The 16626-nt window shown below is 63.9% G+C and carries 17 protein-coding genes; 15 read left to right on the forward strand and 2 right to left on the reverse strand.

All coding sequences use genetic code 11. The features are described 5' to 3' along the window. Genes CH285_RS18790 through CH285_RS18805 form a run of 4 tightly spaced genes read left to right on the forward strand, consistent with a single transcriptional unit; the run spans position 1 to position 4377 of the window. Positions 1-198: a hypothetical protein gene (locus CH285_RS18790; protein WP_032369733.1), complete on the forward strand. Its 198-nt coding sequence runs from the start codon at positions 1-3 to the stop codon at positions 196-198. Next, positions 198-938, forward strand: coding sequence for a phosphatidylserine decarboxylase (locus tag CH285_RS18795; protein ID WP_094643950.1), 741 nt, complete (start codon positions 198-200; stop codon positions 936-938). The genes CH285_RS18790 and CH285_RS18795 overlap by 1 nt, the downstream gene beginning before the upstream one ends. After that, positions 935-2101, forward strand: a complete 1167-nt coding sequence (locus tag CH285_RS18800) for a hypothetical protein (RefSeq protein WP_094643951.1) — start codon at positions 935-937, stop codon at positions 2099-2101. The genes CH285_RS18795 and CH285_RS18800 overlap by 4 nt, the downstream gene beginning before the upstream one ends. Continuing rightward, on the forward strand, positions 2098-4377 hold the full coding sequence (locus tag CH285_RS18805) for an MMPL family transporter (RefSeq protein ID WP_094643952.1): 2280 nt from the start codon (positions 2098-2100) through the stop codon (positions 4375-4377). The genes CH285_RS18800 and CH285_RS18805 overlap by 4 nt, the downstream gene beginning before the upstream one ends. Here the strand turns inward: CH285_RS18805 and CH285_RS18810 are convergent. Together CH285_RS18810 and CH285_RS18815 are read right to left on the reverse strand one after the other, a co-directional pair. After that, positions 4359-5129, reverse strand: a complete 771-nt coding sequence (locus CH285_RS18810; RefSeq protein WP_032369729.1) for an anti-sigma factor domain-containing protein — start codon at positions 5127-5129, stop codon at positions 4359-4361. The genes CH285_RS18805 and CH285_RS18810 overlap by 19 nt on opposite strands. Then, positions 5126-5659 (reverse strand): RNA polymerase sigma factor, encoded by a 534-nt coding sequence (locus CH285_RS18815; protein ID WP_230073282.1) that lies wholly within the window; start codon positions 5657-5659, stop codon positions 5126-5128. Before CH285_RS18815 ends, CH285_RS18810 begins: the two co-directional genes overlap by 4 nt. 143 nt (positions 5660-5802) lie before the next feature. On the opposite strand from CH285_RS18815, the gene CH285_RS18820 reads away from it, so the two are divergent. The 11 genes from CH285_RS18820 to CH285_RS18870 all read left to right on the forward strand — a co-directional run bounded on the left by CH285_RS18820 (position 5803) and on the right by CH285_RS18870 (position 16613). Next, positions 5803-6570: a CHRD domain-containing protein gene (locus CH285_RS18820; RefSeq protein WP_032369727.1), complete on the forward strand. Its 768-nt coding sequence runs from the start codon at positions 5803-5805 to the stop codon at positions 6568-6570. A 143-nt stretch (positions 6571-6713) separates the two neighbouring features. Beyond that, positions 6714-7199: a class F sortase gene (locus CH285_RS18825; protein ID WP_230592922.1), complete on the forward strand. Its 486-nt coding sequence runs from the start codon at positions 6714-6716 to the stop codon at positions 7197-7199. Positions 7200-7531: 332 nt separating this feature from the next. Beyond that, a complete protein-coding gene (gene rplJ, locus CH285_RS18830; protein ID WP_032365266.1) occupies positions 7532-8113 on the forward strand; it encodes a 50S ribosomal protein L10 in 582 nt (193 codons plus the stop codon). Between the two features lie 81 nt (positions 8114-8194). Next, positions 8195-8581, forward strand: a complete 387-nt coding sequence (rplL, locus tag CH285_RS18835; protein ID WP_032365267.1) for a 50S ribosomal protein L7/L12 — start codon at positions 8195-8197, stop codon at positions 8579-8581. Positions 8582-9071: 490 nt separating this feature from the next. Then, complete coding sequence (locus tag CH285_RS18840) at positions 9072-10256, forward strand: ATP-binding cassette domain-containing protein (protein WP_176458515.1); 1185 nt, start codon at positions 9072-9074, stop codon at positions 10254-10256. Positions 10257-10261: 5 nt separating this feature from the next. Further along, complete coding sequence (locus CH285_RS18845) at positions 10262-11056, forward strand: MlaE family ABC transporter permease (RefSeq protein ID WP_032365269.1); 795 nt, start codon at positions 10262-10264, stop codon at positions 11054-11056. Positions 11057-11061: 5 nt separating this feature from the next. Then, on the forward strand, positions 11062-11922 hold the full coding sequence (locus tag CH285_RS18850; RefSeq protein WP_032365270.1) for an MlaE family ABC transporter permease: 861 nt from the start codon (positions 11062-11064) through the stop codon (positions 11920-11922). Then, on the forward strand, positions 11919-13274 hold the full coding sequence (locus tag CH285_RS18855; protein WP_032369724.1) for an MCE family protein: 1356 nt from the start codon (positions 11919-11921) through the stop codon (positions 13272-13274). Before CH285_RS18850 ends, CH285_RS18855 begins: the two co-directional genes overlap by 4 nt. Further along, positions 13271-14338, forward strand: a complete 1068-nt coding sequence (locus tag CH285_RS18860) for an MCE family protein (RefSeq protein ID WP_094643953.1) — start codon at positions 13271-13273, stop codon at positions 14336-14338. Before CH285_RS18855 ends, CH285_RS18860 begins: the two co-directional genes overlap by 4 nt. Continuing rightward, on the forward strand, positions 14335-15333 hold the full coding sequence (locus CH285_RS18865) for an MCE family protein (protein WP_032365273.1): 999 nt from the start codon (positions 14335-14337) through the stop codon (positions 15331-15333). The genes CH285_RS18860 and CH285_RS18865 overlap by 4 nt, the downstream gene beginning before the upstream one ends. Next, positions 15333-16613, forward strand: a complete 1281-nt coding sequence (locus CH285_RS18870; RefSeq protein ID WP_094643954.1) for an MCE family protein — start codon at positions 15333-15335, stop codon at positions 16611-16613. The genes CH285_RS18865 and CH285_RS18870 overlap by 1 nt, the downstream gene beginning before the upstream one ends. Positions 16614-16626 lie beyond the last annotated feature (13 nt).

Here is a 16626-nt window from a genome sequence, read left to right on the forward strand (position 1 = left end):
GTGGCAGACGGATTCGAGCCGACCTCGGTGCGGTTGCGGGAACTCTCCCTCGGCCACGAGGTCACCAACGCCGTTCTCTCCGTTGGCTTCTACGTCGTGTGTGCAGCTATCGGGCTGCTGCCCGGTGCGCTGCGACACCGGGCAGCCGACGCGTTCGTGACGTGGTCGGAGAGCATCGACGAACAGCGACATCTCTGATGTCGCTCGGACGAGCACTCGTCGGTGTGGGTGTCGCCGTGGCGGCACCGTTCGGGGTGTTCCTGTACTGGCGCACCCGGTTCTTCTTCCGAGACCCGCATCGCGTTCCGCCGGCCGATCCGCTGTCGGTGGTGGCACCAGCCGACGGGTTCGTCACGTACGTCAAACGCGTCGACGCGGGTTCGACGGCATTCGCCGTCAAGAAGGGCAGAACCATTCCGCTGGACGAGATCGCGGGTGTGGCAGCGACCGAGAGCGGATACCTCATCGGGATCTACATGTCCGAATACTCGGTGCACCGCAACAGGATTCCGATCTCGGGCACCATCGGCATGCGGCGTCATCGCTCCGCGGCACCGTTCAACAAGTCGATGGCGCGAGTGGGAGCGAACCTGTTGACGCGGCGCACCCCGTACGACGAGGGGTGCGACTACATACTGAGCAACGAGCGGCTCACCATCTCCATCGAACATTCATCGGGGTCGGTGGTGACGGTGACACAGATAGCGGATCTGTGGGTCGACCGGATCGTCGCGCACGTCGCCGTCGGCGACACCGTCGAACGCGGCGAGCAGTACGGGATGATCCGCTTCGGGTCTCAATGCGACGTGTTCGTCCCCGACGCTCTCGCCGAAACCATCACCGTCCGACCGGGCCAGTACGTGTTCGCGGGGGAGAGCGTCGTCGCCCGCTCACCGATCCCGGTGGCAGACAACACTTCATGTGAGAAGGAACGATGATCACTGTCGACCGGGTCGAGTCCACCCAGGACTGGAACGAATTCAAGGCTGTCACCGATCTCGTCTACCAGGGTGATCCGTACCGATTGCCCGACGAACCCATGGATCTCGATCGGATCCTGATTTCGCCGCCGGTCGCCATCGCGTCGACCCGCAATATCGCGGCCTTCCTCGCACGCGAGAACGGGGTCGTCGTCGGACGAGTCGTGGCCATCCACGACACGAGCTTCACCCAGTACACCGGTGAATCCATCGGCTTCTTCGGGTTCTACGAGGCCGTCGACGATCACGAGGTCGCCACCGGCCTGCTCGACGCCGCGGCGGCGTGGCTTGCCGCGCGCGGGCTCGGCGCGATGTCCGGGCCTTTCGGTCCGTCGATGTTCTACAGCGCGGGCATCGTCGTCGACGACGAGCCTGCCCTTCCGTTGGTGGGCATGCCGCACAATCCTCTGTACTACGCAGCCCATTTCGAGAAGTGGGGGCTCGTGGGGATCAAGGACTTCTACAGCTACCTGTTCGACGACCCGTGCGTGATCTACAACCGCCCCGAATATGCGCGGCACATGCAGATCTTCGAGAAGATCAAGGCGCGTTCGGAAGTGACGTTCCGCTCGATGAAGTACCGAACGGTTCGCCGCGACGCGCGCATCGTGCGCGATCTCTACAACAAGACGTTCGTGAACTTCTGGGGCTTCTCACCACTGTCCTTCGTCGAACTGTTCGAGTTGCTGAAGATGATGCTGCCGGTCCTCGATCGACGGCTCACCCTGCTGGCCGAGTTGGACGGCAAGCCCGTCGGATTTCTGATGGGTATCCCGGACGTCAATCAGGCCGCGGCCAAGGCGGCGCACCTGAAGTCGCGGTGGCTGCGAGACCTGGTGACGCTGTGGCACGTCAAGAAGCCGAGCCGGACGGACGTGATCGACGGGGTGCGGGTGGACATGCTGTTCGTCGATCCGGACTGCCCCGATCGCGCGGTGTCGTCGTTGCTGATCATGGAGTTGTCGGTGCGGATGCGCGATCTCGGCTACACCCGGGTGGAGGCAGCGCCGGTGCTCGACGACAGTCCCTGGATGAAGGGATCGGTGCTGACCCGCATGGAGCAGACTCCGCACCGGACGTACCGCATCTACAACTGCGATCTCGAGCTGCCTCGGCCATGATCGATCGGACGGTGGTGCTCGACCGTGCGCAGACCAGGCTCGGCATCGGTGACCGCTGGGGGCAAACGGTCGGCCGTCACAGGTGGCTCGTGCTGGCCGTCTGGCTGTTGCTCGCGGTGGGTTCTGCTGCGCTCTATCCGGCACTGCAGAACTCGTTGGTGGGAGCCAACTTCTCCGTCCCCGGTACCGAATCGAGTCGCGCCGACGCGCTCGTCGAACAGCACTTCTCCTCGTTCGGGTCCGAGCAGCTCGTCGTCACGTTCACGTCGGATCGGGTCCGCGTCGCAGATCCCGCTTTCCGCGAACGCGTTGGCGAGACCGTCTCTGCGCTGCGGCAATCCCCGGATGTGCTGCGGGTCATCGATCCCTACGAGACGGCCGGATTCGTGCCCCAGATCTCCGAGGACGGAACGTCGGCACTGGCTTTCGTCGGTGTCGGCGGCGACCCTCGCGACCGGATCGCGACAGCAGAACGGATGCAGAAGCTCATCGACGGGGCGTCCGCCGGCGGTATCGACGTGGCGGTCACCGGATACTCGCCGATGACCGTCGATCTGACGAAAGTTGAGTCCGACGACGCCGTCCGGGCCGAAAGTATCGGCCTACCAATGGCATTCGTGCTGTTGATCCTGGCTCTCGGATCCGTGGTCGCCGGCATCGTGCCGCTCGTCACCACGGGCATCGGAGTGTTGGCGGCGTTCGGAGTGTTCTCGCTGCTCTCGCACGTCATGACCTTCGACGTCCTCGTGACGACGGTGGCGTCGATGTTCGGTCTCGGTCTGGGCATCGATTACGCGCTCTTCATCGTCAGCCGATTTCGAGAGGAAATGGACCGCACCACGCTGCCGGGGGACGCCACGGGCCAGGGGCGTACGAATGCGGCCGTCGGGGCCGCGATGGGAACGGCGGGCCACACGATCGTCATCTCCGGTCTGGTCGTACTCATTTCGCTCGGTGCTCTGGCGATCGTCGATGTTCCTGCCGTGCAGAGTATTTCGTTCGTCGTTGCGCTGACGGTGGCGTGCGTCGTCGTGGTGGCCTGGACGCTGCTACCGGCAATTCTCGCGGTCCTCGGCCCGCGAATCTCGACACTGTCGCTGCCGCAGAGGTTTCAGCCTCCGGCGGTCGGTGAGCATGATGCCGCGATACCCACGTGGTGGTCACGGTGGGCGCGGCACGTCATCGAACGCCCGTGGCGCTACACGGCCGTCACCGCGGCCGTGCTGCTGGCCGCCCTGGTGCCGATCGGGACCATCCAGTACGGGGTGGACCTCGGAGCCGACGCCCTTGCCGCGGAGCCGAGCGGCCGGGCCAACACGGTCCTCACCGAGAAGTTCGCTCCTGGAACGATTTCGCCGATCACCGTCGTGTTCACCGGCAGCGGTGACCGTCCCCTCGAACCGGCGCAGGCGGCCACCGTCGCGGCCTTCGCCGACGACATCCGAGCCGACGGTCGCGTCGATTACGCCCTGGCGCAACAGGACTCCGGTCGCACGCTGCTGATCGTGGTGCCCGCGGTGCCGATCGACTCGACCGAGGCCTCCGACCTGGTCGCGTCGATCCGGTCGCAGGCAGTTGTTGCCGCAGACCGCGACGGCACCACCGTATCGGTCGGCGGAACCACCGCCCTCGTCGTCGATGCCTCCCAGGAGATTTCGAGCAAATTCCTGTGGGTCGTGTTCGCAGTACTGGCATTCTCGCTGGTGTACCTGGGCATCGTCTTTCGGAGCGTGGTGATTCCGATCAAGGCGGTCGCCATGAATGTGCTCGTCACCGGCGCGGCGTTGGGTGCGACGGTGGCGGTGTTCCAGTGGGGATGGGGATCGTCGCTACTCGGATTCGACAGTCCGGGCTACATCCAGGTGTATCTGCCCGTCACCGTGTTCGCCGTGGTCTTCGGTCTGTCGATGGATTACGAGGTGTTTCTCATCGGCCGGATGCGCGAGGTGTTCGTCTCGCATCGCAACCGACACAGCGTGACCAACACCAGTGCCAACGACACCAGCGCCAACGACACCGCGATCGTCGACGGCCTCGAGCACACCGCCAGGCCGATCACTGCTGCGGCCGCGATCATGATCGCCGTGTTCGCCAGCTTCCTCACTGCCGATGTTCTCGAACTCCAACAGTTCGGGTTCGCGCTCGCTGTCGCCGTTTTGTTCGACGCGGTTCTGGTGCGCATGATGATGGTGCCGGCGATGATGAAGCTGTTCGGCGAGCGAAATTGGTGGCCCGGATTGCGTTCCGAGACAAGCGTTCAGGCAGACGGCACCTGAGCCGACGCGAGTACGACTCCGTCCGAACCCCTGATCTCGATCTCGGCGACGTCGCCGCGCAGGACGGCGGCATTCATCCGGCACTCGATGGTGACGGTGCTGCCGAGGAACGTGCCGGACGGCCGGTCGACGCCCGATCGGTCGACGAGAACGACGTCGTACGGACCGCCCTCGGAGATGCCGTCCATTTCGAGGACGGTTTCCGTTCCCCACGTGTGGGCGACGAGACCGCCTTCGACGTCGACAGTCGGTCCGCTGGTGGTGAACGATATTTCCTCGTAGGCCCCGAGAGTTCCTGGTGGTCCGGTGACCACGACCTGGGGTTCACCGGGCTCGGAGCGGTATGCGTCGATGCCCAGTACTGCTGCACTGCCGACGACGACACCGACGAGCGCTGCGGCAGCGGCCAACCCGGCCGACCCGTTTCTGACACCGAACCGCGGCCTGGCGACCGGCTGCAATCCGGAGCTGTCCGAACGCTCAGGGGCAACCGTGTTCTCGGTGTTGTCGGCGTTCTGTGTGGCGGCCAGGATTCGCTCGCGGAGTCCGGGCGGCGGAGTCGAGTCGAGCCACGGCAGGTTCGGGCCCCGGCGTTCGAGCTGCTCCGTCGTCGCGCGCAGTGCAGCGATCTCGGTGTCGACCGTGGGGTCCGACGCGGCCAGCGCGCGAAGTTCGCCGGCTTCGGCATCGTCGAGATCGTCGCCGACTGCTGCAGCGATCAGCTCTGCTCGCCGATCGGGTGAGGCTGTCATCGGTCCTCCTTTCTGTCGAGGTTTCTGCGTAGTGCCTTCAGGGCGTAGAAGGCGCGGGTGCGGAGCGTGCGTACCGGCACTCCGGTCGATTCCGACAGTTCGGCGTAGCTGCTTCCGGATACGTGCACAGCCACGACGACCTCGCGGTGGTCGGGCGAGAGCTGTGCCAGTGCCGCGATGATGCGGAGCCGCTCGTCGGTGTCGGCGGTGGTGTCGCGCGTGACGGCGCTCGGTCCGCGTTCGTGCTCGTCGGGCCGGTCCGATGTCGTCGCAGGCACTCTCGCCTGGGACCGAACGAGATCGACGATGACGTTTCGCTCGATCGCGAAGAGCCACGTGCGAAGTGAACCTCGGCTCGGGTCGAAGCGCGCTCTGGCCCGCCAGGCCCGCAGGAACGTCTCCTGCACACAATCCTCGGCGAGGGCTCGATCGCGGAGGGCATTGACGGCGTAACCGAGCATCTCCGACGCGTGCTGGTCGTATGCGGCCGCGACATCGAAGTTCAGCTCGATCACGCTCCCGATGCTCATGACAGTGATTACGTCTGCGGCCCCGCAGGCGTTCATATCCAAGACTGGAATATTTCTTTACCGATATTTGAACATCTACGCGCCGACCGTCGTACACCGTGTACGGGCTCGCCTGCCCGATACTTTCATGGAAGGCACACGAGATGATCACACGTTCCACTACACGCCGGGCGGCGTCCGTTCGTAGATCCGCCACGGCACTCGTCGGCGGTACGGCCACCGCGGCGGCGCTGCTGCTGTTCTCGGCGGGCCCGGCCGCTGCCGACACCCCGGTCGCCGAACCGGACAGTTTCACCAGCGCATTCACCGCGATGGCCACGCCCGATCAGGTTCTGAACGGTGACGGCGTGGCCACTCCGGGTCAGCCGGGCGCGATGGGCACCTTCACGCTGCGGATCAATTCCGACCTCGACATCATCTGCTACGACATCTCGCTGAACGGTGTGACAGGTGACTACATGAGCCCGGCCAAGACGGCTACTCATATCCACCAGGCCGCAGCAGGTGCAGCGGGACCGCCGCGCCTCGCGTTCCCGAACCCGACCCCCGTCGGGGACGGCCCGCGCAACAGCAACGGCTGCATGCAGGGTCCGTTCACCACCGGTCTGACCCCGGCCGGTGCCGATGCAGACAGCGGTACCGGATTCACGTTGGACCGGATCGAAGCCGACCCAGCAGGCTTCGCGGCCGACACCCACACCGTCGACTTCTCGGCCGGAGCGGTCCGAGGACAGCTGACCCGGATTCCGGTCGGATCGGTAGCAACCGGAGGTGGCGGCGCGGCGCTCGCCGCGGCATCCGATTCGGCGACCGGTTCCGCAGCTCCCGTCGTCGGCGCGGTAGCCCTCGGCGCGATGGCTGTCGCGGGCGTGACGTTGGTGGCACGGCGCACCCGCGGGGTGCAGAGCTGAAGCTCCCCACGCGGGCTGCACTCGCGGCCGCGGTTCTGACGGCTGCGGTTCTGACGGCGGTGGTGACGGGATGTGGTGCGTCGCCACCGTCGCCACCGTCGTCACAACCTGAGCCGGCCCCGACGGTGTCCTCTTCGTCGCCCGTGCCCGTGCCCTCGCCCGAACTGTCCGGCGTAGTGGGGGATCGGCCGATCCCGATGCGCCTGAGCATTCCTGCCATCGCGCTCGACGAGGGGCTCGTCGGCCTGGGTATTGCCGACAGCGGCGAGATGGAGGTACCCACCGACTACGACGACGTCGGGTGGTTCACCGGCGGTGGCCGACCCGGTGGGATCGGCAGTCCGACGGTGTTCGCCGGGCATGTCGACTCGACTACCGGGCCTGCGGTGTTCGATCGGCTGTCGGATCTGAACCCGGGCGATATCGTCACGGTCGGCGACGAAGCAGGTGGCCGAGCGGACTATCGGATCGAGCGCATCGGCGACCACGGCAAGGCGGACTTCCCGACGGCGTCGGTGTTCGGCGCGGTGCCCGGCGACGAGATCCGGTTGATCACCTGTTCGGGCGATTTCGATGCGACCGTGGGCAGTTACGAACGCAACCTGGTCGTCTACGGGGTGCGGCAGTAGCCGATCGTTTTGGAGTTGACCCCCGAGGTGTTGTAGCCTGGTCGACGGTCCAGAAGGAATGTGCTCGCAGTGCGTGCATTTCTTTCGTTCCGCCCAATCAAGTTCTACCCAAGACCGTTGGTCACCGCCTTCTCGAGGGAAATTTCCTGACAGGTGTGCGGTTGAAGGTCCGAGATCGCTTCGGACGGCCCACGCAGGAGAACGCGGTAGGGAACCTGTCGTGCAGCTTCGGCTGCCACTTGTTCACGCCCCGTGTGCTTCCTGCACCGGGGCGTTCGTCGTTTTCCGGCCCTCTCGCGATCGACACAACTTCCCACGAGAGGAGGCGAAGTATGGCAAAGCCCGAAAAGGTCTCCGCAGTTTCGGAGATCACCGACCAGTTCAAGGGTTCGACGGCTGCCGTCGTCACGGAATACCGTGGCCTGTCGGTTTCCGGTCTGACTCAGCTCCGGCGTGCGCTCGGCGAAGGTGCCACGTACTCCGTCGCCAAGAACACCCTGGTCAAGCGCGCAGCTGCCGATGCCGGCATCACCGGCCTCGACGACTTGTTCGTCGGACCGACCGCCATTGCATTCATCAAGGGCGAGCCGGTCGACGCTGCGAAGGCCATCAAGGCCTTCGCGAAGGACAACAAGGCCTTGATCATCAAGGGCGGCTACATGGACGGCGCAACGCTGTCCGTGGACGAGATCAACAAGATCGCAGACCTCGAGTCTCGCGAGATCCTGTTGGCCAAGCTCGCCGGCGCCATGAAGGGCAACTTGTCGAAGGCTGCAGGCCTGTTCAACGCTCCCGCATCGCAGTTCGCCCGCTTGGCGTTCGCGTTGCAGGAGAAGAAGGCTGCCGGCGAACCTGCCGCAGCCGAGGCCCCTGCAGAAGCAGAAGCACCGGCGGAAGCTCCCGCCGAAAGCTGATCCGCTGGCATTAGCGAACAGCTCCACACCAACACCATGTCGCGGATCAGCGGCCAGGTACTTACAGGAAGGACCGCCACCATGGCGAAGCTCAGCACCGAAGAATTGCTCGACCAGTTCAAGGAGCTCACCCTCCTCGAGCTCAGCGAGTTCGTGAAGGCATTCGAGGAGACCTTCGAGGTCACCGCAGCTGCTCCCGTCGCAGTTGCAGCAGCAGGCGGAGCAGGCGCTCCGGCTGAGGCAGCCGAAGAGCAGGACGAGTTCGATGTCGTTCTCGAGTCGGCCGGCGACAAGAAGATCCAGGTCATCAAGGTCGTCCGTGAGGTCGTCTCCGGCCTCGGCCTGAAGGAAGCCAAGGACCTCGTCGAGAGCGCTCCGAAGGCAATCCTGGAGAAGGTCGCCAAGGATGCAGCCGAGGCTGCCAAGGAGAAGCTGGAAGCTGCCGGCGCAAAGATCTCCGTCAAGTAAGACCGCTTCACTGCAGTCGTACTTCGCGCTCGTCAACATCGAGCGCACAGAAGGGGCCGTCCTCACTTCGGTGAGGGCGGCCCTTTTCTGTGTTCGGGGGAGGGCTGCTCCTGCGTTCGATGGAGCCTTCTCCTGTGTTCGATGCGGATCGCATCGCGCTGCGTTGTGACCGATCACGGAGTCTTCTCGATCCCGGGACATCGGCAACGCGTCACTGTTTACTCGTGAACGCCGAAGTCCGAAGCTTTCCGAATGGTCTCGGCCGGGTGCAGTTGTGTCTTGTCACAGAATCCGACGGCAGGGACTTGTCACAGTTCGGGCGACTTCCCGACCGGCTCGCGTGAGATGAGCCACACTGATGCAAGCTCTACAGCCTGACTCGGGGAAGTTCTTACTGGGCGGTAAGCTCCTGTGTCGGAGCGGACACGTGCATGGGATACAGTGACGCAACCCACATCCGGGTCGATGTGTATGAATTGTGGAGGTCAGCGTGGGAGTCGAGGTTTCGGTCGAAGGATTGACCAAGTCTTTCGGTGTACAGAAGATTTGGCAGGACGTGACGTTGACTCTGCCGAAGGGTGAAGTCAGTGCATTGCTCGGTCCTTCCGGTACCGGTAAGTCGGTCTTCCTCAAGTCGCTGATCGGTCTCCTTCGCCCCGAGCAGGGCAAGATTTTCATCGACGGAACCGACATCCTGCAGTGCTCCTCGCGTGAGCTCTACGAGATCCGCAAGCTGTTCGGAGTGCTCTTTCAGGACGGTGCCCTGTTCGGCTCGATGAACCTCTACGACAACGTCGCCTTCCCGCTTCGCGAGCACACCAAGAAGTCCGAGTCCGACATTCGCAAGATCGTCATGGAGAAGCTCGAACTGACGGGTCTGCTCGGTGCCGAGGACAAGCTGCCCGGTGAGATCTCCGGTGGTATGCGCAAGCGTGCCGGCCTCGCCCGCGCGCTGGTGCTGGACCCGGAGATCATTCTCGTCGACGAGCCGGACTCCGGCCTCGATCCTGTTCGTACGACGTACATTTCGCAGACACTGATCGACATCAACGCCAACATCGATGCCACGATCCTCATCGTCTCGCACAACATCAATCTGGCTCGAACGGTCCCCGACAACATCGGCATGCTGTTCCGTCGTCAGCTGGTCATGTTCGGCCCCCGTGAGGTGCTGCTCACCAGTGACGAGCCGGTGGTCAAGCAATTCCTGAACGGCACGATGATCGGGCCGATCGGAATGTCGGAAGAGAAGGACGAGGCGCAGATGGCGCAGGAGCAGGCCATGGTCGACGCCGGTCACCACGCCGGTGGCGTCGACGACGTCGAAGGCATCGTGCCGCAGATGAAGGCCACCCCGGGTACGCCGGTGCGCCAGGCCGTCGGACGCAGGCAGGAGCGGGTGCGCCAGATCATGCACACCCTGCCGCACAGCGCTCAGGTCGCGATCCAGGAGAGCCTCGACAGCACCGACTCGGGGCAGCGTTACCCGGCGTACGCAGACCAGCAGGGTTATGACCAGCAGGGCTACGACCAGCAGGGCTACGACCAGCAGGGCTACGACCAACAGGGGTACGGCCAGCAGGGCTACGACCAACAGGGGTACAGCCAACAAGGCTACGACCAAGGACATGATCAGCAGGGCTACCAAGCTCCAACACAAGGTCGGGGTCAATAGCAGACATGGGGGGATCGAAGAAGTCCGCGTTCGCGCCCGCGAACGCCGCTCTGACACAAGCGGGCAATATCGTCGAACTGTTCGTCGAGGTGGTCCGAAACACCTTTCGTAGGCCGTTCCAGTTCCGCGAGTTCATCGAGCAGGCCTGGTTCATCGCCAGCGTGACGATTCTGCCGACGGCACTGGTCGCCATTCCGTTCGGCGCGGTCGTATCGCTGCAGACCGGTTCGCTGATCAAGCAGCTCGGTGCCGAATCGTTCACCGGTGCAGCCAGCGTGCTCGCCGTCATCCAGCAGGGCAGTCCGATCGTGACCGCCCTCCTGGTGGCCGGTGCGGCCGGTTCTGCCGTCACCGCCGACCTCGGTTCTCGCACCATTCGCGAGGAGATCGACGCGATGCGGGTACTGGGAATCGATCCGGTTCACCGCCTCGTCGTTCCGCGAGTGCTGGCCATGATCCTCGTGGCGCTGCTGCTCAACGGACTCGTCTCGGTCGTCGGCATCGTCGGTGGCTACTTCTTCAACGTGATCCTGCAGGGTGGTACCCCCGGTGCCTACCTGGCGTCGTTCTCCGCGTTGGCTCAGCTACCCGATCTGTATGTCGCAGAAGCGAAAGCGGCGATCTTCGGTCTCATCGCCGGCATCATCGCGTCGTACAAGGGCCTGAATCCCAACCCCGGCCCCAAGGGTGTCGGTGAAGCTGTGAACCAGACGGTTGTCATCACGTTCCTGTTGCTGTTCTTCGCCAACCTCATTCTCACCCTGGTCTACCTCCAGGTCGTACCAGCGAAGGGAGCGTAACCGCGATGACGATCGCCAGAGGTCGCGGTGACCGCACGCTGATGCGCGTCAAGCGCGTCGGCAATGCCCCGCTCAACGTGCTCGATCGCGCAGGCGAGCAGATGTCGTTCTACCTGCGGGCCATCGGGTGGATACCCAAGACCGCAGTCCATTACAAGAAGGAAGTTCTTCGCCTGCTGGCGGAGGTCACCTTCGGCAGCGGCGCGCTCGCCGTCATCGGCGGCACCATCGGTGTCATCGTGATGATGTCCGGCTTCACCGGCATCGTCGTCGGTCTGCAGGGTTACGCCGCCCTGGAACAGCTCGGCAGCTCGGTCTTGACCGGCTTTCTGTCGGCCTACGTCAATACCCGTGAAATTGCACCGATCGTGGCCGGGCTTGCACTGTCCGCCACCGTCGGTTGTGGTTTCACCGCCCAGCTCGGCGCGATGCGTATCTCGGAGGAGATCGACGCACTCGAAGTCATGGCAGTGCCCAGCGTGCCGTTCCTCGTCACCACCCGCATGATCGCCGGATTCGTCGCGGTGATCCCGCTCTACATCGTCGGTCTGCTTGCCTCGTACGTCGCTTCCCGCGGAATCAGCACGATCTTCAACGGGCAGTCGTCCGGCTCGTACGACCACTACTTCAACTTGTTCCTACCTCCAGAAGATGTGCTGTATTCCTTCCTCAAGGTGCTCATCTTCGCGTTCGTGCTGATCATGATCCACTGCTACTACGGCTACCACGCCTCCGGCGGACCGGCAGGCGTCGGCGTCGCGGTGGGTCGCGCAGTACGTACGGCGATCGTCACGATCGCGGTACTGGACTTCTTCCTGAGCCTCGCGATCTGGGGCACGACCACCACAGTGAGGGTTGCCGGATGATCGACTCGCCGTCGCGACTGAAGCGAGTACTGCTCGGACTTGCGTTCTTCTTGGTACTCATCCTGTTTCTCGGATGGAGCATCACCTCCTACAACAAGACGTTCAAATCGGTCGTCAACGTCAGCCTCGAAACCGACTCGGTCGGCAACGCTCTGCCGATGAACGCAGATGTGAAGGTGCGCGGCATGATCGTCGGCGAGGTGCGCTCGGCGTCGACCGTCGACGGCGTCGTCACCTCGCAGCTCGCCATCGATCCGGACAAGGCTCCGCTGATCCCGTCGAATGCCACTGCGCGGCTGCTGCCGAAGACCCTGTTCGGCGAGCGCTACGTCTCGCTGATCGTGCCCGAGAACGATTCGGCGTCGCCGATCTCCGACGGCACCGTTCTTCGACAGGACACCAGCGGCAACGCGATCGAGGTCGGGCAGCTGCTCGACGGGTTGCTGCCGTTGCTGCAAGCCATCCCGCCGCAGGACCTCGCCAATACCCTCGGGTCGCTGGCACAAGGCCTGAGCGGACGCGGCGAGCAGCTCGGACAGACCATCGACGACCTCACCGATGTCGTTTCCGGTCTCAACACCGAACTGCCGAACATCCAGCAGACGCTGGTGGGTCTCGCCGACTTCTCCCAGACCTACGCAGACGCGGCACCGGAGCTGATCTCGGCGCTGGACAACCTGCGTACGACGGGTAATACGGTCGTCGAGCGGCAGTCCAGCCTCGAGACGCTCTACGGCTCGCTGACGTCGGCATCGAACACGACCGCCGATTTCTTGCAGGTCAACTCCGAGAATCTGATCGGTCTCGCCTCGAACTCGCGAGAGGCTCTCGATTTGCTGGCCGAGTTCTCGCCGACGTTCGGCTGCACCTTCAGTCAGTTCGCCGAAGGTGCCAGGCGCGGCAAGATCGTCCTCGGTGAGGGCGACGAGTACCCCGGAATCAACGTGTCCGCATCGTTCGTCAACCCGAAGGGCCGTTACTTGCCGAACCAGGACGAGCCACGGCTGTTCGACGACCGCGGAGCCACCTGCTTCGAGCCGGCGGCACCGGGAGAGTTCTTCCCGCAGTACCCGGGAGGTTCGGTCAACGACGGGTCCTACCAGGTACCGACCCGTAATCCCGGCCCGCAGGAGATCCCCGGGCAGGGCCCACCGAAGTCGGCTCAGAGTTCCATCGTTCCCGCTGTCTCCGCGTCTGCACAGCCCGCGAGCTACGAGGGCTCGGACTTCGAGCGTGACACCCTTGCCGTCATCTACGGACAAGCGAGTGGTGTTGCACCAGAGACTGTTCCGTCGTGGGCCGCCGCACTCGGCGCACCGGCATTGAGAGGAGTGGAGGTGACCGTGCCATGAGAGGCCTTCTCGCGCCGATCATCAAGTTGGTCGTGTTCGCCGTGATCACGATCATCGCCACGGCCACCCTGGCCTTCACCATCGCGAACTCGAGCGGTGGTGGTGGTACCAAGTTCTCGGCCATGTTCACCGATGTCACCTCGCTCAACGAGGGTGACGAGATCCGAATTGCCGGCGTTCGCGTCGGGCAGGTCGACAAGATCGAGATCGCCAACGAACGAGAGGCGAAGGTCGACTTCACGCTGAGCAGTCGCGACTGGCTGCCGGCGAGTTCGACTGCCACCATTCGCTTCCGCAACCTGGTCGGTCAGCGCTACATCGCCATCGAGCAGGGTTCGGGCGATCAGGGCCAGAAGATCACCGGGGGAGCGACCATTCCGCTCGAGCGCACCAAGCCCGCGGTGAACCTGACGACTCTGTTCGACGGATTCCGCCCGCTGTTCACCACGCTCAGCGCAGATGACGTCAACAAGCTCTCGTACCAGATCATCCAGGTGTTCCAGGGGGAATCGGGCACCATCAACGAACTGGTCAAGAACACTGCGAGTCTGACCAACACCGTGGCCGACAAGGATCAGGTCATCGGTCAGGTCATCACCAACCTCAACAACGTGCTCGCCACGGTCAACCAGAACGACGGGCAACTCGACAGCCTCATCGTCAACACGCAGCAGCTCGTGTCGGGCCTGTCGGCCGACCGCGACGTCGTCGGCTCGGCCGTGACCTCGCTGGCCGGACTGACCAACGCCACCGCGGACCTGCTCGAGCCGACACGGCCGTCGATCCAGGGTTCGGTCACAGCGCTGAACACGTTGTCGGAGACCATCAATCGACGCAGCGCCGACGTGGACGCGGTCCTCGGAAATCTGCCGGTCAAGCTCGACAAGCTGATTCGTACGGCTCAGCAGGGATCCTGGTTCACGTTCTACCTCTGCGGTATCGACATCGTCGCCGGACCGGGGTATTCGCCGAACCTGAATTTGCCGACCGGGCTTCCGACCGTCAATCAGCCCCTGTACACGAACTCGGCAGAGCGCTGCAAAGCTGGGGGGATCAAGCAATGACATCTCGACGTAGTCCGGCCACCATCGGGGCACTGGGAATCGCGATCATCCTGCTCGCCACGATGTCGGTCTTCTTCCTCGACCGTCTCCCGATCATCGGTGCAGGTTCGGTGTACACCGCGGAGTTCAGTGAAGCCGCAGGTCTGAAGCCGTCCAACGAAGTCCGTATCGCGGGGGTCAAGGTCGGCAAGGTCACCGACGTGCGGCTCGACGGCGACCGGGTGCTCGTGGACTTCACGGTGCAGGACGCCTGGGTCGGCAACGAGTCGCGAGCGGCCATCGCCATCAAGACTCTGCTGGGGCAGAAGTACCTGGCACTGGATCCGAGTGGCTCGGACACCCTGAGCCCGAAAGATCCGATTCCGTTGGCGCGCACCACCTCTCCGTACGACGTCATCGACGCGTTCTCGGCGGCGGCGTCGACGATCAACGACATCGACACGGATCAGCTCGCCACCAGCATGCGGACGTTGTCCGACGCGTTCTCCGAGACCCCGGCCAACATCAGAGCCTCGCTCGACGGCGTGACTCGGTTGTCGCAGACGGTGGCCAGCCGCGACGAGGAACTCAAGAAGTTGTTCGCAGCCACCGGCGAAACCTCCAAGGTGCTGGCCGACCGCAACGAGCAGTTCAACAAACTGATCACCGATGCGGGTCCACTGCTCGAGGAGCTCAACAATCGGCAGCAGGCCATCTCCCAGCTGCTCACCGGCACACAACGTGTGTCGCAGGAGTTGACCGGTCTGGTCCGTGACAACGAGGCAACCATCAACCCGATGTTGCAACAGCTCAACGGCGTCATCGACATCCTGCAACGCAACAACGACAATCTCGACCGGGCGCTGAAGCTGTACGAGCCGTTCATCCGGCTCTACACCAACGTGACCGGTAACGGCCGATGGCTCGACATCGTTCTGGCCAACCTCACCCCACCCGGAGTTCCGTTGATACCTGGTTACCGCCAGCCCGCGCTCGATACGTTGGCGGGGAACTGATGACAGAGACTCAGGCAGCACCGAGGAACAAGAACAAGCTCGCACTGATCGCGGTCGTCGTGATCGTGGCGCTGGTTCTTGCCGTCGCCGGCTGGTGGCTGTTCACCAGGGCCGGTTCGACCAAGATCACCGCCTACTTCGACAAGTCGATCGGCATCTACTCTGGATCCGAGGTCAGAGTTCTCGGCGTCAAGGTGGGTACCGTCGAATCGGTCACGCCGTTGGGTGAAGACGTCGAGGTCGTCATGCGAGTCGATCGCGGCATCGACATTCCGGCCGACGCGAAGGCCGTCCAGGTCACCCCGTCGCTCGTCGCCGACCGTTACGTCCAGCTCTCGCCCGTCTACACCGGCGGCGACATCATGGCCAGCGGCACCACGATCGGCCGTGATCGCACTGCCACTCCCGTCGAGGTCGACGAGCTGTACAAGTCGATCAACGATCTGTCCACTGCTCTCGGTCCGGACGGCGCGAACAAGGACGGCGCTCTCACCGACCTCGTGAACACCGGTGCGGCGAACCTCGACGGCAACGGGGAAGCGTTGGGCAACAGCATCACTCAGCTCTCGGCTGCCGGCCGTACGTTGAGCGACTCGCGCTCCGATGTCTTCGACACGATCAAGAATCTGCAGACCTTCGTCAGTGCGCTGGCCGTCAACGATCAGCAGGTTCGTAACTTCAACAGTCAGCTCGCCGATCTGACGGGCTTCCTGTCGGGCCAGCGCGAGGACCTGGGAGCCGCCCTGCAGCAGCTCTCGGTGTCCCTCGGTGACGTGGCGACGTTCGTGGCCGACAACCGGACCGAGCTGACCACCGCAGCGAACGGTCTGGTGGTCCCCACTCAGACCCTTGCCGACAACCGTGAGCAGCTCGTGCAAACTCTGACGCTGCTGCCGTTGGCCATCAGCAACCTGGTCAACGCCTACGACGCAGAATCCGGCACGCTGGCCTCGCGTGCCAATCTGCAGAACGAGACCCAGGATCCGCTCGGAACCGTCTGCCGATTGCTCGACCTCGGCAAGCTGGTGCCCGGTGACCCGCGTTTCGAGGCGCTCGGTGCGCAGATTCAGCCGATCATCGATCAGTGCGCCAACATCACCACCATGATCCAGGCTCCTCTTGCCGACCAGAATCGGCTTGTGTTGCCGTTCGGGGTTCTCACCAACGACATCGAGCAGAACGTGTCCGTGCCGGGCACCGTGCCGGGCAACGTCTCGCCGAGACTGGGGTCCACCACCATGCCAGGTCTCGACAGGTCGCTCATCGGGGGAGGACAGTGATGACCTCTGTGAA

This window comes from Rhodococcus sp. 05-2256-B1, assembly GCF_002258465.1.
Taxonomy (GTDB): domain Bacteria; phylum Actinomycetota; class Actinomycetes; order Mycobacteriales; family Mycobacteriaceae; genus Rhodococcoides; species Rhodococcoides fascians.